The following is a 15079-nucleotide window of genomic DNA, read 5'->3' as shown; positions in this document are numbered from 1 at the left end:
TGGTGAAAGATCGTCCCGCCGGAAGGTTCCCCCTCTTCGATGACCGCGCCAGTCAGCAAGCGGCATATGCCGATCATCCCGCCGGGTGAACCTTGCCGCTAGTGTTGCCCCAGGCACGCGCCGACTTGTTCGATGCAAGGCCCAGCAACCGCTGTCGTGCCATACAAACAAGAAGAGAAGGCCGGGGATGATCTCTCCAGATGGTCAAATACCTTCGACATAAACTGGACTGAAACGGCTTGCAGGCGCAACACCCACCGGACATTGCGCCTTATTGGCTCCTTAAGCCGTCATCCCATTATGCCTCAGCAAAGCATCAATGCTCGGCTCCCGGCCCCTGAACGCGATGAACGATTCCAGCGCAGGGCGTGAGCCGCCTTGCGCCAGTATCTCGTTCCAGAAGCGCTTGCCGGTTTCCGCGGATAGCACGCCGTTTTCCTCGAACATGCTGTAGGCGTCGGCGGAAAGCACTTCCGCCCATTTGTAGCTGTAATAGCCAGCCGCATAACCGCCCGCGAAGATGTGCGAGAAGTTGTTGGGGAAGCGGTTCCACTTGGGCGGACGCACCACGGCGACTTCGTCGCGGATGGCTTCGATCAGGGTGAGCGCCGTGCTGGTATCGTATTCGCTGAAATCGGAATGCAGGCGCATGTCGAACAGGGAGAACTCGATCTGGCGCACGGTCTGCATGCCGGCCTGGAAGTTCTTGGCGGCGACCATCTTGTCGAAGAGCGCCTTGGGCAAGTGCTCGCCGGTATCGACGTGCCTGGTCATGTGGCGCAGCACGTCCCATTCCCAGCAGAAGTTCTCCATGAACTGGCTAGGTAGTTCCACGGCATCCCATTCCACGCCCTTGATGCCTGACACGCCGTAATCCTCGACGCGGGTCAGCATGTGGTGCAGGCCGTGGCCGAATTCGTGGAACATGGTGATGACTTCGTCATGCGTGAACAGTGCAGGCTTGCCGCCGACCGGCGCGGAGAAGTTGCAGGTGAGGTAGGCCACGGGAATTTCGACGCTTTGGCTCTTCCTGCGGCGGGTGATGGCTTCGTCCATCCAGGCGCCGCCGCGCTTGTTGTTGCGCGCGTAGAGGTCGAGATAGAACTGACCGACCGGCTCGCCTGCCGGGGTGGTGATTTCGTAGAAACTGACGTCCTTGTGCCAGACCGGCGCTTGCTTCTTGCGCACCTGCAGGCCGAAGATGGTCTCGGTGACCTTGAACAAGCCTTGCAACACTTGCTGCTCGGGGAAGTATTGCTTCACTTCCTGGTCGGAGAACGCGTACTTTTCCTCGCGCAGTTTCTCGGAGGCGTAGGCGATATCCCAGGCTTGCAGTTCGGCCAGGCCCAGCTTCTCGGCAGCGTATTGCCTGAGTTCCTGCATGTCACGCTCGGCGAAGGGTTTGGCGCGCTTGGCGAGGTTGTTGAGGAATTCTTCCACCTGGGCCGGGGTTTCCGCCATCTTGGTGGCGAGCGAGGTTTCGGCATAGTTGCTGTAGCCCAGCAATACGGCGGCCTCATGGCGCAGCGTGAGGAGTTTGCTGATGATCTCGGTGTTGTCCCACTCCGGCTTGCCGAACTCGGAGGCGCGGGTGGCGTAGGCGCGGTAAAGCGTTTCGCGCAGCTCGCGGTTGTCGCAGTATTGCAGCACTGGCATGTAGGAAGGGAAGTGCAGGGTGAATTTCCAGCCGGTTTTCTCATCGGCCTTGGCGGCTTCGGCCGCGGCTTGCAAGGCGTCTTCCGGGATGCCTTTCAATTGGGCTTCGTCCTCGATGAACAAGGCGTAGTCGTTGGTGGTGTCGAGCAGGTTTTCCTCGAACTTGGCGGCCAGGGTGGAAAGCTCTTCCTGAATCGCCTTGAAGCGCGCCTTTTTGTCTTCCGGCAACTCGGCGCCGCCGAGGCGGAAATCGCGCAATTCGTTATCGACAATCTTGCGCTGGGCGGTGTTGAGCTTGTCGTAGTCCGCGCTGGCACGCAAAGCGCGGAACTTAGCGTACAGGCGCTCATCTTGCGAGAGGTCGGCATAGAACGCGGTCAGCTTGGGCAGGTTCTCGTTGTAGGCTTCGCGCAGTTCGGGGCTGTTGACGACGGCATTGAGGTGGCCGACTTGCGACCAGGCGCGCGAGATCTGCTCCTCGAAATCTTCCAGCGGCCGCACGAAGCTTTCCCAGGTAGGCGGCGCGGCTTCCGCCACCAGCGTTTCGACCAGCGCCTTGCCCTTTTCCAGCAAGTGGTCTACGGCGGGGGTGACGTGCTCGGCCTTGACTTGGTCGAATTGGGGCAGGCCGGAAAAATCCAGCAATGGGTTGTTGGCAATGCTCACTTGGAATCCTTAACTAATCAATCGCAATGTAAACGGGTAGCGGTATTCCTGCCCCTGGCTCGCAGCAATGGCGGCCAGCACGCAGAGGATAAGGTTGGCGATCCAGAGGATGCCAGCCAGCACGAAACCGACGAGTATCACCATCAATATGGAGCTGATGGCGTACCCTATCAAGAGGGTGATCTGGAAATTCAGCGCTTCGCGCGCTTGCTCGCCGATAAAGGGGCTGCTGTCCTTTTTCAGCAGCCAGACGAAAAGTGCGGGAAACAGGCTGAACACCGTGCCCGCTAGATGGGTGACCACGGCGATGTTCTTTTCGTCCGCGCTGGGAACCGGAATCAGGTTGCTCATGGTGGAATCCCCTCAGAAATGAATGACCGGAACAGCAGTATATGGACTACTGATTGAGTTTTTCCAGCAAAGGTTCGATCTTGTCCATATCGTAGGCGTTCATGATCTTGCGGGCCAGCGCGGCAATGGCCTGCAGTTCGGTCTGCAGCACCTGCCGCTTGATGGTCAGCACGTGCGACGGGTGCATGGAGAACTGGCGCAGGCCCATGCTGAGCAATAGCCGCGTGAAATGGATGTCGCCCGCCATCTCGCCGCACACCGATACCGGCTTGCCCAGCTTGTTGCCGGCCTTGATCGTCATCTCGATCAGCTTGAGCACGGCGGGATGCGAAGGCTTGTAGAGATGCGACACCGAGTCGTCCGTACGGTCGATTGCCAAAGAATACTGGATCAGGTCATTGGTGCCGATGGAGAGGAAATCTAGTTCGCGCGCAAAGGCCTCTGCATTGATGGCCGCGGCAGGAATTTCGATCATGCCGCCCAGCTTGATTCCTTCGTCGAACGGGACGTTTTCCGCGCGCAGGCTTTCCTTGGCGCGCTCCAGCAAGATGGTCGTCTGCCTCAATTCCAGCAGCGACGACAGCATGGGAATCAGGATCTTGATCTTGCCGTAATGCGATGCGCGCAGGATGGCGCGCAACTGGGTATGGAAAATCTGCGGCTCGGACAGGCACAGGCGGATGGCGCGCAAACCCAAGGCGGGATTGGTGCAGCTGCGCGCGGCATCCGGGTTCATCTGCTTGTCGGCGCCTAGGTCGAGGGTGCGGATCGTCACCGGCATGCCCTTCATCATTTCCGCCACCGTGCGATAGGCCGCGAACTGTTCTTCCTCGTCCGGCATCTCGCGCCGGTTCATGAACAGGAACTCGGTTCTGTAAAGCCCGATGCCGGTAGCGCCCACTGCCTTGGCCTTGGCAACGTCGGAAGGCACTTCAATGTTGGCGTGCAGCTCGACTTCAACCCCGTCCAGGGTCACCGCCTTGGTCAGCTTGAGGCGCTTGAGCTTTTGCTGCTCCAGCTCCCATTCCTCCTGGCGCAGGCGGTATTCGGCCAGGGTATCCTTGTCCGGGTTGACGATGACGATGCCATGGTTGCCATCGACGATAATGAGCTCGCCGTCGCGAATCAAGTCGCGAGCGCGGTGCAGCGCCACAATCGACGGGATGCTCAGGCTACGCGCGAGAATGGCGGTATGCGAGGTCGCGCCGCCCACGTCGGTAATGAACGCGGCGAACTGGTGGTGCTTGAACTGGATGGCGTCGGCAGGCGAGACGTCGTACGCCACGAGTATCTGCGCGCTTTCGTCCGGGCGCACCGCCTCGCTGGGATGGCCAAGCAAGACCTTGATGATGCGCTCCACCACCTGCACCACGTCCTGCTTGCGCTCGCGCAGGTACTCGTCCTCGATCAGCTCGAATTGCGCCACCAGTTCGTGCATCTGCTGCTTCAATGCCCATTCGGCATTGCACAGCTCCTGCTCGATGATGGCTTTGGGCTCTTCCGACAAGTGCTTGTCGGCCAGGATCATCAAGTGCGTGTTGATGAAGGCCGCCAGCTCGGCCGGCGCATTGGCCGGCAACTGCTCGCGCACCGTTTCAAGGTCGTGCCTGACGCGTTCCAGCGCTTGTTCGAAGCGGATGATTTCGGCGACGAGCGCCTTTTTCGGGATCTGATAATGCACCACCTCGACCAAGGCGTTGGTGACGAGGTGGGCGTTGCCGATGGCGATGCCACCCGACACGCCGACGCCGTGCATGGAGAAACTGACCTTGCTGCTCTGGGCCATGGCAGGTTATTCCTGAGGGGGGAAGAAAAACATGGTCGGAACGTTATTCCGGCTCACCGAAACGGTCGTTGATGAGTTTCACGAGGGCATCCATGGCGGCCTGTTCGTCGCTGCCGTTGGTTTCAAGCGTCACCTTGCTCCCCTTGCTTGCCGCCAGCATCATCACGCCCATGATGCTCTTGGCGTTGACCCGCCTGCCATTGCGCTCGATCCAGATTTCGCAGGCATGCTGGCTGGCCGTCTGCGTGAGCTTGGTCGAAGCGCGGGCGTGCAAGCCCAGTTTGTTGATGATTTCTATTTCTTGTTTAATCATGATGCTTACATGCGTCCTTGGAAAAATGTACCACCCCGTCTCGCCCGCCGCTGATGGATTTCTCCACCAGGGTCATGATGCCGTTGCCCTGCCGGTAGGTAAGCGCACGCACCAGCATGGGCAGGTTGACCCCGGCCACGCCTTCGACATGGCCCGGGATCAGCAACTTCGTCACCAGGTTGCAGGGCGTGGCGCCGTAGATATCGGAAAGTATCAGCACCCCCTGCCCCTCGTCTAGCTCCCTGATCATTTGCTGGGCCTGCGGCAGCAGCCCGCCCGGGTCGTCATGGGTGCCGACACCGAGCTGCCTCAACAGCGGCGGGCGCGAGCCCATGACATGGCTTGCACAGTGAATCAGGCTTTCGCCCAGCGTTCCATGGGCAATGATGAGTATACCTATCATGCTTTGTATCCCGTATCCTCAGGAGCTCTCCGGCCGGCGACGCCAGCCTAGTTTTTCTCCAGTGACCTATGCCGTACCAGCACGCGGTATTGCTGATGACGAAAATGCGCCGCAAGGCGCTCTGCGAAATAGACCGAACGATGCTGGCCGCCCGTGCAGCCAATCGCCACGGTCAGGTAGCTGCGGTTGTCGGCAATGAAGCTGGGTAGCCAGCGCTCGATAAAACCACGGATATCGTCGTACATGCCGTGCACGCTGTCGTGACATTCGAGAAAGTCACATACAGGCTTGTCTTGCCCCGTCTGCGGCCTGAGCTCCAGATCATAATAGGGGTTGGGCAGGCAACGCACGTCAAACACGTAATCCGCGTCCAGCGGAATGCCATGCTTGAAGCCGAATGAAGAGAACAGCAGGATCAGTTCGCCGTTCTTCTGCGTCACGAATTCCTTGACCCAGTTGCGCAAGGCGTTGGCGCTGAGGCTGCTGGTATCGATGCGCAACCCCAGGTCCACCAACGGCTCCAGCAAATGGCGCTCGTGGCTGATGCTTTCGGCCAGGGTGCTGGTATCGCTGCTCAACGGATGGCGGCGGCGCGTTTCGCTGTAGCGCTTGACCAGGGTCTCGACATTGGCCTCCAAGAAAAGCACCTGTACTTCGATACCCTCGCCCTTGAGCTTGCGGATGTTGCCGGGCAGCGCCTCGAGCGAGGCGCTGCGGGTATCGATGCTGATCGCCACCCGTTCGTGGTTGCCCTGGCTCAGGTGCTCCGAAGCCTGGGGCAGCAAGGTGGCAGGCAGGTTGTCGATGCAATAGTAGCCGCTGTCCTCCAGCATCTTGAGTACGATGCTCTTGCCTGAACCCGAAAGACCGGTCACGATCACAAGCTGCATGGCCTATTCCGCCTCTGGCTTGAGTTTCCGGGAAGTACGCGCCATTTCTCGGTGCTGGCGCTGCATGAACTGCTTGGTGCCGTTGATGCCGCGCAGCAGCAGCATGTGGTTGCGCACGGCCACCTCCACCAGCACGGCGATATTGCGCCCGGCGGCCACCGGGATCACGACCTTGGGAATTTTGACCTCAAGGATTTTTTCATGCTGGGATTTGATCTTGAGCCGGTCCAGCGGCACCATGGTATCGGCCATTTCCAGTTGCACGATCAAGTCGAGCGGCTTGGTCGGCTTGACGGCGTTGTCGCCGAACAAGGCGCGGATATTGAGTACGCCCAATCCACGCACCTCGAGGAAATCCTGCAGCAACGGCGGGCAACGCCCTTCGAGCCGGTCAGGGGCGATACGGTAGAAATCGACGATATCATCCGCCACCAGGCGGTGCCCACGCGAGATCAGCTCCAGCGCCAGCTCGCTCTTGCCGATCGCCGGGGTGCCCTTGATCATGAGGCCGAAGCCCTGCACTTCCATGAACACGCCGTGCAGGCTTTCCGATACCGCCACGGCCTGGGCAAGATAGTGGCTCAATACATCCATGAGGCCGGGGCTGCGCAAGGGGGAGGTAAACAATGGGGTGCTGAACTCGTCGGAGGCGGCCACCAGTTCGTCCGGCGCTTCTTCGCCATTGGCCACGATGATGGCCGCCAAGTCGGCTGAGAACAGGTTTTTGATGGCCTGGAACAATTCTCGCGCCTTGAGGCTGCGCAAATAATCCATCTCTGCGCACCCCAGCACCTGCACTCGGTTGGGATGCACGAAATTCAGGTGACCAACCAGCGCCAGGGATGGCTTGGTCACGGTTTCACTGGTCAGGGGGTTATCGCCGCCGGCTAACCCTGCTACCCATTTCAGCTTGAGCTTGCGGCGCGTATCCTTGTAAAGCTGGGTAACACTGATTTCAGCCATGTGTGCTTAATACCTTGGGAATGAACAAGCGGAAGGATATGCTGCAAGAGCGCCAAATCCATGCATGAAAAACAGACTTGGCACTCTTTTGCAGCATTTCACGAGGAGGTTACTCGACCGCCTGGTGCTTCAGACCTCCGGATGCCTGGTTGTGGTTGCTGACTTTTTCCTTATGCTTCACTACCTGGCGGTCCAGCTTGTCCGCCAGCGAGTCAATCGCGCTGTACATGCTTTCCGCCCCGCATTCCGCGTGCAGGTCGTTGCCCGGCACATGCAGGGTGGCTTCCGCCTTTTGCACCAGTTTCTCCACGCTCAGCGTGACCTTGAGGTCAATCACATGGTCAAAGTGATTGCTGAGTCGGGCCAGCTTGGACTGCACATATTCGCGCAGGGCTGGGGTAACGTCGAGGTGATGTCCGGTCAGGTGCAAATTCATAACGCTCTCCTTACTTGAAAACGCGCAAATCAAAGCGACTTGCGCTGGTTGGCCGCGGGTATCTGTAGAGACTCGCGGTATTTCGCTATGGTTCTTCTTGCAACAACTATGCCTTGTTTGCCGAGGATGTCGGTAATCTGGTTGTCAGACAGCGGCTTCTTCGGGTTTTCCTCGCTCACCATCTGCTTGATCAACGCGCGGATCGCCGTGGCGGAGCAAGCACCGCCAGACTCCGTCGCAACATGGCTGCCGAAGAAATACTTCAACTCGTACACGCCGCGCGGTGTGAGCATGTACTTTCGCGTCGTCACGCGCGACACGGTGGATTCATGCAGGCCCAACTCGTCGGCGATCTCGCGCAGCACCAGCGGACGCATGGCGACTTCGCCATGCTCGAAGAAGTTGCGCTGCCTGTCCACAATCGCCTGCGACACGCGCAGGATGGTGGAAAAACGCTGCTGGATGTTCTTGATCATCCATTTCGCTTCCTGCATCTGGCTCATGAGGTATTGACTGGAGCTATCGCGATTACGTTTCAGGATGCCGGCATAAAGCTGGTTGATGCGTAGCTTGGGCACCACTTCGTCATTGAGGCTGGCGATCCAGATACCCTTGACCTTCTTCACCACGATTTCGTGCTGGATGTAGTGGTCCGAGGTGATATGGCTGAACTCGCCGCCCGGGCGCGGGTTGAGCTGGATCACCAGCTGCTGCACCGTTTTCAGGACGTCGTCGTCGCAATGCAGCAGCTTGCGCAGGCGCGTGTAATCGCGGCTCGCCAGCAAAGGCAAGTGTTGCTCTGCAACCTTGATCGCCAGATCAACAAAAGGCGTTTCTGCGGGCAGGGCGCGCAGTTGCAATGCCAGGCACTCCGCAAGGTTGCGGGCGCCAATACCAGGGGGATCCAGGTTCTGGATATGCTTGAGCGCGGTTTCGAGTTCGAGCAGGTCGATTTCGAGCTCTTCCGGCAGCAGCTCGGCCAGCTCTTCCAGCGACTGCTCGAGGTAGCCGTCGTCGTTGATGGCGTCCACCAGCACCATTGCCAAGGTCTGGTCGCGTTCGGACAACGGCAGCAGCTTGATCTGGCTCAATAGGTGCTCGCGTAGGGTAAGGTTGACCGCTTCCTGGAAGCTGAAGTCGTTGTCGTCGTCATTGTTGGCGCCGCCCTCTTCCCAGCGGTTGCTGCCCTGGAAAGATTCGAAGTAATCGTCCCCTCCGCCGAATTCGTCAACGCGCGGCAACTCCTCGCTGGCTGGCGCAGGTGCCTCGCTGGCGGGAGCGGCGACCGCGGCATCCGGAGCGGGACTGTAGCTTTCGGACATCTCGGCAGCCCCGTCCGGACCGTCTATGCGCTCCAGCAAGGGGTTGGCCTGCAGCAGCGACTCCAGCTCCTGGTTGAGTTCCTGCGAAGACAGCTGCAACAGCTTGATCGACTGCTGCAACTGCGGCGTCAATGCCAGGTTCTGGGAAAATTTTAGCTGTAGACTTTGTTTCATCTCTCTAATTCTGCGTTGACTACAGGCGGAAATCCTTGCCCAAGTAAACTTCTCTTACACTTTCGTTATGTATGATCTCGCTGGGCTTCCCCGATGCGAATACGCGGCCTTCATTCACGATGTAGGCGCGATCGCATATGCCCAATGTTTCACGGACATTATGGTCCGTGATCAGTACCCCGATATTGCGCTCGGTCAGGAAACGCACGATCTTCTGGATGTCCAGCACGGCAATCGGGTCGATCCCGGCAAACGGCTCATCCAGTAGGATGAAGCTGGGATTGGTCGCCAGACATCGGGCGATTTCCACCCGGCGGCGCTCGCCGCCCGAAAGGCTTACCGCCATGTTGTTGCGTATATGGGTGATATGGAGCTCCTGCAGCAGGGATTCAAGCTGTTCCTTCTGCTGCTCGGCCGTCATGTTCTGCAATTCGAGGATGGCCTGGATGTTTTCCGTCACGGTCATCTTGCGGAAGATCGACGGCTCCTGCGGCAGATAGGCCAGGCCCATGCGCGCGCGCTGGTGGATGGGCATCCGGCTCAGGTCCTTGCCGTCCAGCAATATGCGTCCGCCATCGAGTGGCACCAGGCCCACCATCATGTAGAAACTGGTGGTCTTGCCCGCGCCGTTCGGCCCGAGCAGCCCGACCACCTCGCCGCTGTTGAGCTGCAGGGAAATATCCTGCACCACGGTGCGAGACTTGTATTTCTTGCGTAAGCTTTCTACGATCAATTCACTCATTTATGCAATATCTATCGATGCCGTCTCTATAAAGCGCAGTTGCTTCGGCCTGCATCAAGCACAGGCCCTCCAATAGCCATCGAGCTCAGGGAGTTTCTGCCGCGGGTTTCTTCTTGGGCTGGATAATGGCACGCACTCGGCCAGTGGGTGTTGCAGGTGTCGCCGCTTGCGAGCCGCCGCTGATGACTTCCGCATATTCGGCATTGGCGTCATACATGATGTAGTCGCCATGCACGATATCCTCGCCGCGCTTGACCCATGCCTTGGTAAACAGCTGCACCTTGTCCATGCGTCCATCATACTCTATCCGCTGGGCGCTGCCCTCCATGTATTCGTTCTTGCCGTCGCGCTTCTGCCTAAAGGTGGTGGGATTGCCGTAGGACGTGCTGTGCTGGAAGCCTTCCTTGTCCTCGCGCACGATCAGCCTGTCGCCGCGGATCACCAGCGTGCCCTGGGTCAGGATAACGTTGCCGGTATAGGTGCTGGTCTTCTTGGCATCATTGACCTGCACGGAGTCGGCCTCCAGCTCGATCGGCTTTTCCCGGTCGGCCTTTTCGGCATGTGCCGTTGCAGACAGCATGCCGGCCAACATGGCAAGCAATAATGAATAACGCAGGTTGCGCATAGGGTCTCCGCTGAAGAATGTCGTTCTACTTGGTTTTAGTGGGCTGCTTGGCATTGTTGCTGTTACCGGATGTCGTCTTGCTGTTCTTGGAAGCCGCAGGCTTGGCTGCCGCCTGCTTGGTCTTGCTTGCCGCTTTTGGCTTGCTGCTCGTGCGCTTGCCGGCGGCCGGGCGCTCATAATGGCTGCGCACCCGCTTGTTGAGCTGGATGGTCTGGTTCTTCTTGTCGTAGACCATCCCGACCGCGCGCACCACGCTCTTTGGCCCCTGGGTAATCACCACAGGCTGGTCGGTCGACGCGATCTCGCTATCCGGCTCCACGCGCAGGTATTCCGTCGTCAGCGTCATTTCCTGCCGGTCGCCGAACGCCGGCCGCACCACGCGCACGTCATCGCGGAACTCCACGACATCGCCCTTGCTGGACACATGCCCGCGCTTGCCCTCTATCGTCGTGGTGGGCTTGCCCACCCCAAACTGGGTGAAATGCGGGTTTTCCAGCTCGGTAGTGTCGTCGTCCGGGTAATGCCGCATTTCAGAAGCCTTGAGGATGTGGCTGATCGACCCTGTCGCATCCGTCTTGGTCGTGACGAAATTGTTCAGGATGTAATCAGGGTCGTGACGCGTCGTCCCATCCACGCGCAGCTCCGGCGGCTGCACCGTGCGGTCGATCCACAGCGTAATCAGGGCCAGCAGCCCGAGTACGGCAAGCGGAAACAGGATGGTATTGCTACGTCCTTGCATATCTCGTATTTACTTTAAATAAGGCGCCATTTGCGCATCGAAGGTGCCTTGCGCCTTCATGAGCAGTTCGCAGACTTCGCGCACGGCGCCGAACCCGGCCTGGCGCTCTGTGGTGTAATGGGCATACTCCTTCACCAGCGGCATCGCGTGCGGCACGGTAATCGCCAGCCCGGCGCGGCGCATGGGCGGAATGTCGATCACGTCGTCCCCCATGAACAGGCACTCCTCGGCGGACACTCCCTGCTTCTCGAGCAAGTCGTTGAAAGCCTCGAGCTTGTCGTCTATGCCCTGGTAGATGATCTGCACGCCGGTATTCTCGGCGCGCTTCACCACAACATTGGACTTGCGGCCCGTGATGTAGGCCATGCGGACGCCGGTATGCTTGAGCATCTTCATTCCCAGGCCGTCCTGGGAATGAAACACCTTGTATTCCAGCCCGTCATCCCCCAGCATCAAGCCGCCATTGGTCAGGACACCGTCAACGTCAAACACTGCAATTTTGATGCGCTTTGCGCGTTCTTCTAAGGAAATCAACTTCTAAACCACCTTTGCCATGAGTAAGTCGTGCATATTAAGTGCGCCGACCAGGTTGCCCTGCCGGTCGACGACCAGCAGGCTGCTTATTGAATATTGCTCCATCAAGGCCACGGCATCGACTGCCAGTTGCTCCGGGGCAATGACCTGCGGATGTTCATGCATGACGTCGCCCATGCTGGTGCCGTGGATGTCGATCCCGGCTTCGAAAGCCCGGCGCAGGTCGCCGTCCGTGAATATGCCGACCGGCTTGCCTGCCGCATCCAGCACCGCGGTCATGCCCAACCCCTTGCGCGACATTTCCAGCAGGCCGTCCTTGAGGCTGCTGCTGCTTGGTATGCCGGGGATGTCGTTTCCGCTGCGCATGATGTCCTGCACATGCAGCAGCAAGCGCCGCCCGATCGAGCCGCCAGGATGGGCCAATGCGAAATCCTCGCGCGAGAACCCGCGCTGGTCCAGCAAGGTCACGGCCAGGGCATCGCCCAGCGCCAGCGCTGCGGTCGTGCTCGCCGTGGGGGCGAGCCCCAGCGGACAGGCCTCCTGCGATACTTGGGCGTCGAGGAAAATCGCAGCCGCCTTGGACAAGGTCGAGTGACGGTTGCCCGAAATACTGATGATGGGGGCGCCGATGCGCTTCAATGGCGGCAACAGCGCCAGCAGTTCATCCGCTTCGCCGGAATTGGACAGGGCGATCACCACGTCATCCCGGGTGATCATGCCCAGGTCGCCATGGCTCGCCTCGGCGGGATGCATGAAAAAAGCCGGCGTGCCGGTACTGGCCAGCGTGGCGGCGATCTTGTTGCCGATATGCCCGGACTTGCCGATGCCGGTCACGACAACTCGGCCCCGGCATTGTAAAATAAGCTCGACTGCGTTGACGAAGTTCTCATCCAGGCGCTCGGCCAATGCCTGCACTTCCCGCGCCTCGATGGACAAGACCTCGCGCGCAAGTTGCAGTGGTGCGGTTGCGCTATTGCTCGTCTTTAACTTGGAAATTCCCATATGCGCCAAGTATAAAAGGGAATGTTCCCTGAATAAAGGATATGCCGGCAAAGTCGGCATAATTTTTGCGTGATTAATTTATTCCAGCCTAGCCGCCTCCATACTCCCATCCCCCGGAAGCACACATCATGAGCCAGCACGTACTGATCGCCGGCGGCGGCATCGTCGGCTGCCTCACCGCCATGGAACTGGTTTCCCGCGGCTGCAAGGTCACCATCGTCGAGCGCAACAAGATCGCAAGCCAGACATCGGGAGAGTCCTCCTGGGCAGGCACGGGCATCATGTTCCCGCTGTTGCCATGGATGTATTCGGACCACGTCAACACCCTCACCCACTATGGCGCATCGCGGTATACGGAGATCTGCGCACGCCTGTTCAGCGAGACCGGCATAGACCCGCAAATGCTCAATTCCGGCTTCCTGCTGCTGCCGCCATTCGACCGCGAGGCGGCGCTGACCTGGTGTAACCGTTACCAGCTCAAGGCAGAGGCGACCAGGGCCGGAGACTTTGGCGTGCAATCTCCCAGCGGGCAAGATGCGCTGTGGCTGCCCGAGGTCAACCAGGTCCGCCCTCCTTGCCTCATGCATGCCCTGCGCACATGGCTGGAGAACAACGACGTGCGGCTGCTGGAGCACACCGAGCTCATGCCGCTTTCCTCCGATGTGACCAAACTCGCCGCGTGGCGTACCACGGCGGGTGAATTGCTGGAGGCCGACCGCTTCGTCGTCACCTCGGGAGCGTGGAGCTTCGACCTCCTCAAGGAAGTCGCCAGCAAGCTGCAGATCAAGCCCATGCGCGGGCAGATCCTGCTCTACAAACCGGAACGCAACCCGGGCGCCGTGGTTTTCCGCGAGGATTTCTACCTGGTGCCGCGCCGCGATGGCTACCTGCTGGCCGGCAGCACCCTGGAAGACGTCGGATTCGATCCATCCGTGACGGATGCGGTCCGCGACGAAATCCGCGCCAAGGCCGAAGCCTTGATGCCGGAACTTGGGGCGCTCCCCATCATCAAGCACTGGAGCGGCCTGCGCCCCGGCACACCCGAGAACCTGCCCGTGATCGGTCCGCACCCAGGCGTGGAAAACCTCTACCTCAATACCGGGCATTTCCGCTACGGGCTGACCATGGGTCCTGCAAGCGCCAGCCTGGTAGCAGCGTTGATCTGCGGCGAAACGCCCTGGACCGACCCGGCTCCCTTCTCCCTGCCTCAATAACCCACAGCGCAGATATAGATCAAGCGCCGACCTAGCCGCCACCTGATTGATTTCGAGAATGATTCGCTCTACCTCAGCTATTTTCTTCTTATGGCAAAATGCCGGCCAAATCCTATCAACCCAACAAAAAAAGGAATAAGCATGGCGCATCAGCTCCCTCCATTACCGTACGCCAAGGATGCCTTGGAACCCGTCATTTCGGCCGAAACCATCGACTTTCACTACGGCAAGCACCACCAGGCCTATGTGACCAACCTCAACAACCTGATCCAGGGAACCGAGTTCGAGAACGCCAGCCTGGAAGAGATCGTGAAGAAATCCTCCGGCGGCATCTTCAACAATGCGGCCCAAGTGTGGAACCACACCTTCTACTGGAATTGCTTCAAGCCTAACGGCGGCGGCGAGCCTACCGGCGAGCTGGCAGCGGCGATCGACAAGGCGTTCGGCTCTTTCGAGGAATTCAAGAAGCAATTCACGCAAAAAGCCATCACCACATTCGGCGCCGGCTGGGCATGGCTGGTCAAGAACGCGAACGGCAGCTTGAGCCTGGAAAGCACCAGCAACGCCGAGACTCCCTTGACCAAGGGCCAGACCCCGTTGCTGACCATCGACGTCTGGGAGCATGCCTATTATGTCGATTACCGCAACGCGCGCCCGAAGTATGCGGAAGAGTTCTGGAACATCGTGAACTGGGACTTTGTGGCCGCCAACTTCAAGGCATAAAGGCTCGCAACCAACGCGCGTCAACCGCCCGGAGCCGCTAAATTCAGTGCGGCAATTCTGGCTAGGCACCCTTCCTAGGCAGCAGAGGTGGTAAGGCAAGGCAGTGCAACAACGCCTGAAGGAGTTTGTTAACGGTCCCAAGGCAAAAAACGGCTAGGCCATTCTTGGTGCTAGCCGTTTCTTTTTTTCACGATAGCCTGCTAAAATCGCAACCATGTTGCGCAAAATCCTGCTTGGTTATGTACTTTCGTTCTTGCTGCTATTCAGCCAGCAAAGCATTGCCGCGCACGAAATTTGGCACATCCACGACCAGCTTACCCATGCCAAGGACCAGGCGCCGCAGCACAATGCCTGCGAACAATGCCTGGGGCTAGGCAGCCTGGAAAGCTTTATTCCCGCAACGCAGCCAGCGCTCCATTTCAGCGCCAGCCACACCGGTTTTGTTGCGCATGCCAATATCGAACTACGCAGCGAACGCACTGTTGCCTATGTCTCGCGCGCGCCGCCAGCAATCTCCATCTAGCCAGCCCCGGCATATCC

The 15079-nt window shown here is 59.2% G+C and carries 17 protein-coding genes; 3 read left to right on the top strand and 14 right to left on the bottom strand.

Annotation, left to right across the window (positions count from 1 at the left end):
• Window positions 1–282 precede the first annotated feature (282 nt).
• The 14 genes from ACJSDX_RS09365 to ACJSDX_RS09300 form a co-directional block, all read right to left on the bottom strand.
• Complete coding sequence (locus tag ACJSDX_RS09365; protein WP_407994473.1) at window positions 283–2322, bottom strand: M3 family metallopeptidase; 2040 nt, start codon at window positions 2320–2322, stop codon at window positions 283–285.
• Window positions 2323–2331: 9 nt separating this feature from the next.
• Window positions 2332–2673 carry a DUF4870 domain-containing protein gene (locus ACJSDX_RS09360; RefSeq protein ID WP_309566895.1) on the bottom strand — a complete coding sequence of 114 codons (342 nt, stop codon included), beginning with the start codon at window positions 2671–2673 and terminating at the stop codon, window positions 2332–2334.
• A gap of 46 nt (window positions 2674–2719) precedes the next feature.
• The gene (gene ptsP / locus ACJSDX_RS09355) at window positions 2720–4459 is read right to left on the bottom strand and encodes a phosphoenolpyruvate--protein phosphotransferase (RefSeq protein ID WP_407994472.1); all 1740 of its coding nucleotides are present in this window, start codon (window positions 4457–4459) and stop codon (window positions 2720–2722) included.
• A 43-nt stretch (window positions 4460–4502) separates the two neighbouring features.
• A complete protein-coding gene (locus ACJSDX_RS09350; protein WP_309566893.1) occupies window positions 4503–4772 on the bottom strand; it encodes an HPr family phosphocarrier protein in 270 nt (89 codons plus the stop codon).
• Window positions 4765–5175: a PTS sugar transporter subunit IIA gene (locus tag ACJSDX_RS09345; protein ID WP_309566892.1), complete on the bottom strand. Its 411-nt coding sequence runs from the start codon at window positions 5173–5175 to the stop codon at window positions 4765–4767. Before ACJSDX_RS09345 ends, ACJSDX_RS09350 begins: the two co-directional genes overlap by 8 nt.
• Window positions 5176–5222: 47 nt before the next feature.
• The gene (gene rapZ / locus ACJSDX_RS09340) at window positions 5223–6065 is read right to left on the bottom strand and encodes an RNase adapter RapZ (RefSeq protein ID WP_309566891.1); all 843 of its coding nucleotides are present in this window, start codon (window positions 6063–6065) and stop codon (window positions 5223–5225) included.
• Window positions 6066–6068: 3 nt separating this feature from the next.
• Window positions 6069–7028: an HPr(Ser) kinase/phosphatase gene (gene hprK, locus ACJSDX_RS09335; RefSeq protein ID WP_309566890.1), complete on the bottom strand. Its 960-nt coding sequence runs from the start codon at window positions 7026–7028 to the stop codon at window positions 6069–6071.
• Window positions 7029–7137: 109 nt separating this feature from the next.
• On the bottom strand, window positions 7138–7464 hold the full coding sequence (hpf, locus tag ACJSDX_RS09330) for a ribosome hibernation-promoting factor, HPF/YfiA family (protein WP_309566889.1): 327 nt from the start codon (window positions 7462–7464) through the stop codon (window positions 7138–7140).
• Window positions 7465–7493: 29 nt separating this feature from the next.
• A complete protein-coding gene (locus ACJSDX_RS09325; RefSeq protein WP_407994471.1) occupies window positions 7494–8960 on the bottom strand; it encodes an RNA polymerase factor sigma-54 in 1467 nt (488 codons plus the stop codon).
• A 19-nt stretch (window positions 8961–8979) separates the two neighbouring features.
• Window positions 8980–9702, bottom strand: coding sequence for an LPS export ABC transporter ATP-binding protein (gene lptB, locus ACJSDX_RS09320; RefSeq protein ID WP_309566887.1), 723 nt, complete (start codon window positions 9700–9702; stop codon window positions 8980–8982).
• An 85-nt stretch (window positions 9703–9787) separates the two neighbouring features.
• Window positions 9788–10294, bottom strand: a complete 507-nt coding sequence (lptA, locus tag ACJSDX_RS09315; RefSeq protein ID WP_309566944.1) for a lipopolysaccharide transport periplasmic protein LptA — start codon at window positions 10292–10294, stop codon at window positions 9788–9790.
• A 58-nt stretch (window positions 10295–10352) separates the two neighbouring features.
• Window positions 10353–11066 (bottom strand): LPS export ABC transporter periplasmic protein LptC, encoded by a 714-nt coding sequence (gene lptC / locus ACJSDX_RS09310; protein ID WP_407994470.1) that lies wholly within the window; start codon window positions 11064–11066, stop codon window positions 10353–10355.
• 9 nt (window positions 11067–11075) lie between these two features.
• Window positions 11076–11600, bottom strand: coding sequence for a KdsC family phosphatase (locus tag ACJSDX_RS09305; protein ID WP_309566885.1), 525 nt, complete (start codon window positions 11598–11600; stop codon window positions 11076–11078).
• A gap of 3 nt (window positions 11601–11603) precedes the next feature.
• A complete protein-coding gene (locus ACJSDX_RS09300; RefSeq protein WP_407994469.1) occupies window positions 11604–12602 on the bottom strand; it encodes a KpsF/GutQ family sugar-phosphate isomerase in 999 nt (332 codons plus the stop codon).
• A gap of 128 nt (window positions 12603–12730) precedes the next feature.
• Here ACJSDX_RS09300 and ACJSDX_RS09295 point away from each other — a divergent pair, with 128 nt between their 5' ends.
• The 3 genes from ACJSDX_RS09295 to ACJSDX_RS09285 all read left to right on the top strand — a co-directional run bounded on the left by ACJSDX_RS09295 (window position 12731) and on the right by ACJSDX_RS09285 (window position 15062).
• A complete protein-coding gene (locus ACJSDX_RS09295; RefSeq protein WP_407994468.1) occupies window positions 12731–13816 on the top strand; it encodes an NAD(P)/FAD-dependent oxidoreductase in 1086 nt (361 codons plus the stop codon).
• A 141-nt stretch (window positions 13817–13957) separates the two neighbouring features.
• Window positions 13958–14539, top strand: coding sequence for a superoxide dismutase (locus ACJSDX_RS09290; protein WP_407994467.1), 582 nt, complete (start codon window positions 13958–13960; stop codon window positions 14537–14539).
• A 214-nt stretch (window positions 14540–14753) separates the two neighbouring features.
• The gene (locus ACJSDX_RS09285) at window positions 14754–15062 is read left to right on the top strand and encodes a hypothetical protein (protein ID WP_407994466.1); all 309 of its coding nucleotides are present in this window, start codon (window positions 14754–14756) and stop codon (window positions 15060–15062) included.
• Window positions 15063–15079: the final 17 nt, after the last annotated feature.

This window comes from Methylobacillus draconifructus, from assembly GCF_045984355.1.
GTDB lineage: Bacteria > Pseudomonadota > Gammaproteobacteria > Burkholderiales > Methylophilaceae > Methylobacillus > Methylobacillus flagellatus_A.
Note: the sequence above shows the minus strand (reverse complement) of the source record. Positions and strands in the feature narration are given on the sequence as shown.

Coding starts and splice junctions, on each gene's coding strand:
- ACJSDX_RS09360 (WP_309566895.1), bottom strand. CDS start 2,673: ATGAGCAACCTGATTCCGGTTCCCAGCGCGGACGAAAAGAACATCGCC.
- ptsP (WP_407994472.1), bottom strand. CDS start 4,459: ATGGCCCAGAGCAGCAAGGTCAGTTTCTCCATGCACGGCGTCGGCGTG.
- ACJSDX_RS09350 (WP_309566893.1), bottom strand. CDS start 4,772: ATGATTAAACAAGAAATAGAAATCATCAACAAACTGGGCTTGCACGCC.
- ACJSDX_RS09345 (WP_309566892.1), bottom strand. CDS start 5,175: ATGATAGGTATACTCATCATTGCCCATGGAACGCTGGGCGAAAGCCTG.
- rapZ (WP_309566891.1), bottom strand. CDS start 6,065: ATGCAGCTTGTGATCGTGACCGGTCTTTCGGGTTCAGGCAAGAGCATC.
- hprK (WP_309566890.1), bottom strand. CDS start 7,028: ATGGCTGAAATCAGTGTTACCCAGCTTTACAAGGATACGCGCCGCAAG.
- hpf (WP_309566889.1), bottom strand. CDS start 7,464: ATGAATTTGCACCTGACCGGACATCACCTCGACGTTACCCCAGCCCTG.
- ACJSDX_RS09325 (WP_407994471.1), bottom strand. CDS start 8,960: ATGAAACAAAGTCTACAGCTAAAATTTTCCCAGAACCTGGCATTGACG.
- lptB (WP_309566887.1), bottom strand. CDS start 9,702: ATGAGTGAATTGATCGTAGAAAGCTTACGCAAGAAATACAAGTCTCGC.
- lptA (WP_309566944.1), bottom strand. CDS start 10,294: ATGTTGGCCGGCATGCTGTCTGCAACGGCACATGCCGAAAAGGCCGAC.
- lptC (WP_407994470.1), bottom strand. CDS start 11,066: ATGCAAGGACGTAGCAATACCATCCTGTTTCCGCTTGCCGTACTCGGG.
- ACJSDX_RS09300 (WP_407994469.1), bottom strand. CDS start 12,602: ATGGGAATTTCCAAGTTAAAGACGAGCAATAGCGCAACCGCACCACTG.
- ACJSDX_RS09295 (WP_407994468.1), top strand. CDS start 12,731: ATGAGCCAGCACGTACTGATCGCCGGCGGCGGCATCGTCGGCTGCCTC.
- ACJSDX_RS09290 (WP_407994467.1), top strand. CDS start 13,958: ATGGCGCATCAGCTCCCTCCATTACCGTACGCCAAGGATGCCTTGGAA.
- ACJSDX_RS09285 (WP_407994466.1), top strand. CDS start 14,754: ATGTTGCGCAAAATCCTGCTTGGTTATGTACTTTCGTTCTTGCTGCTA.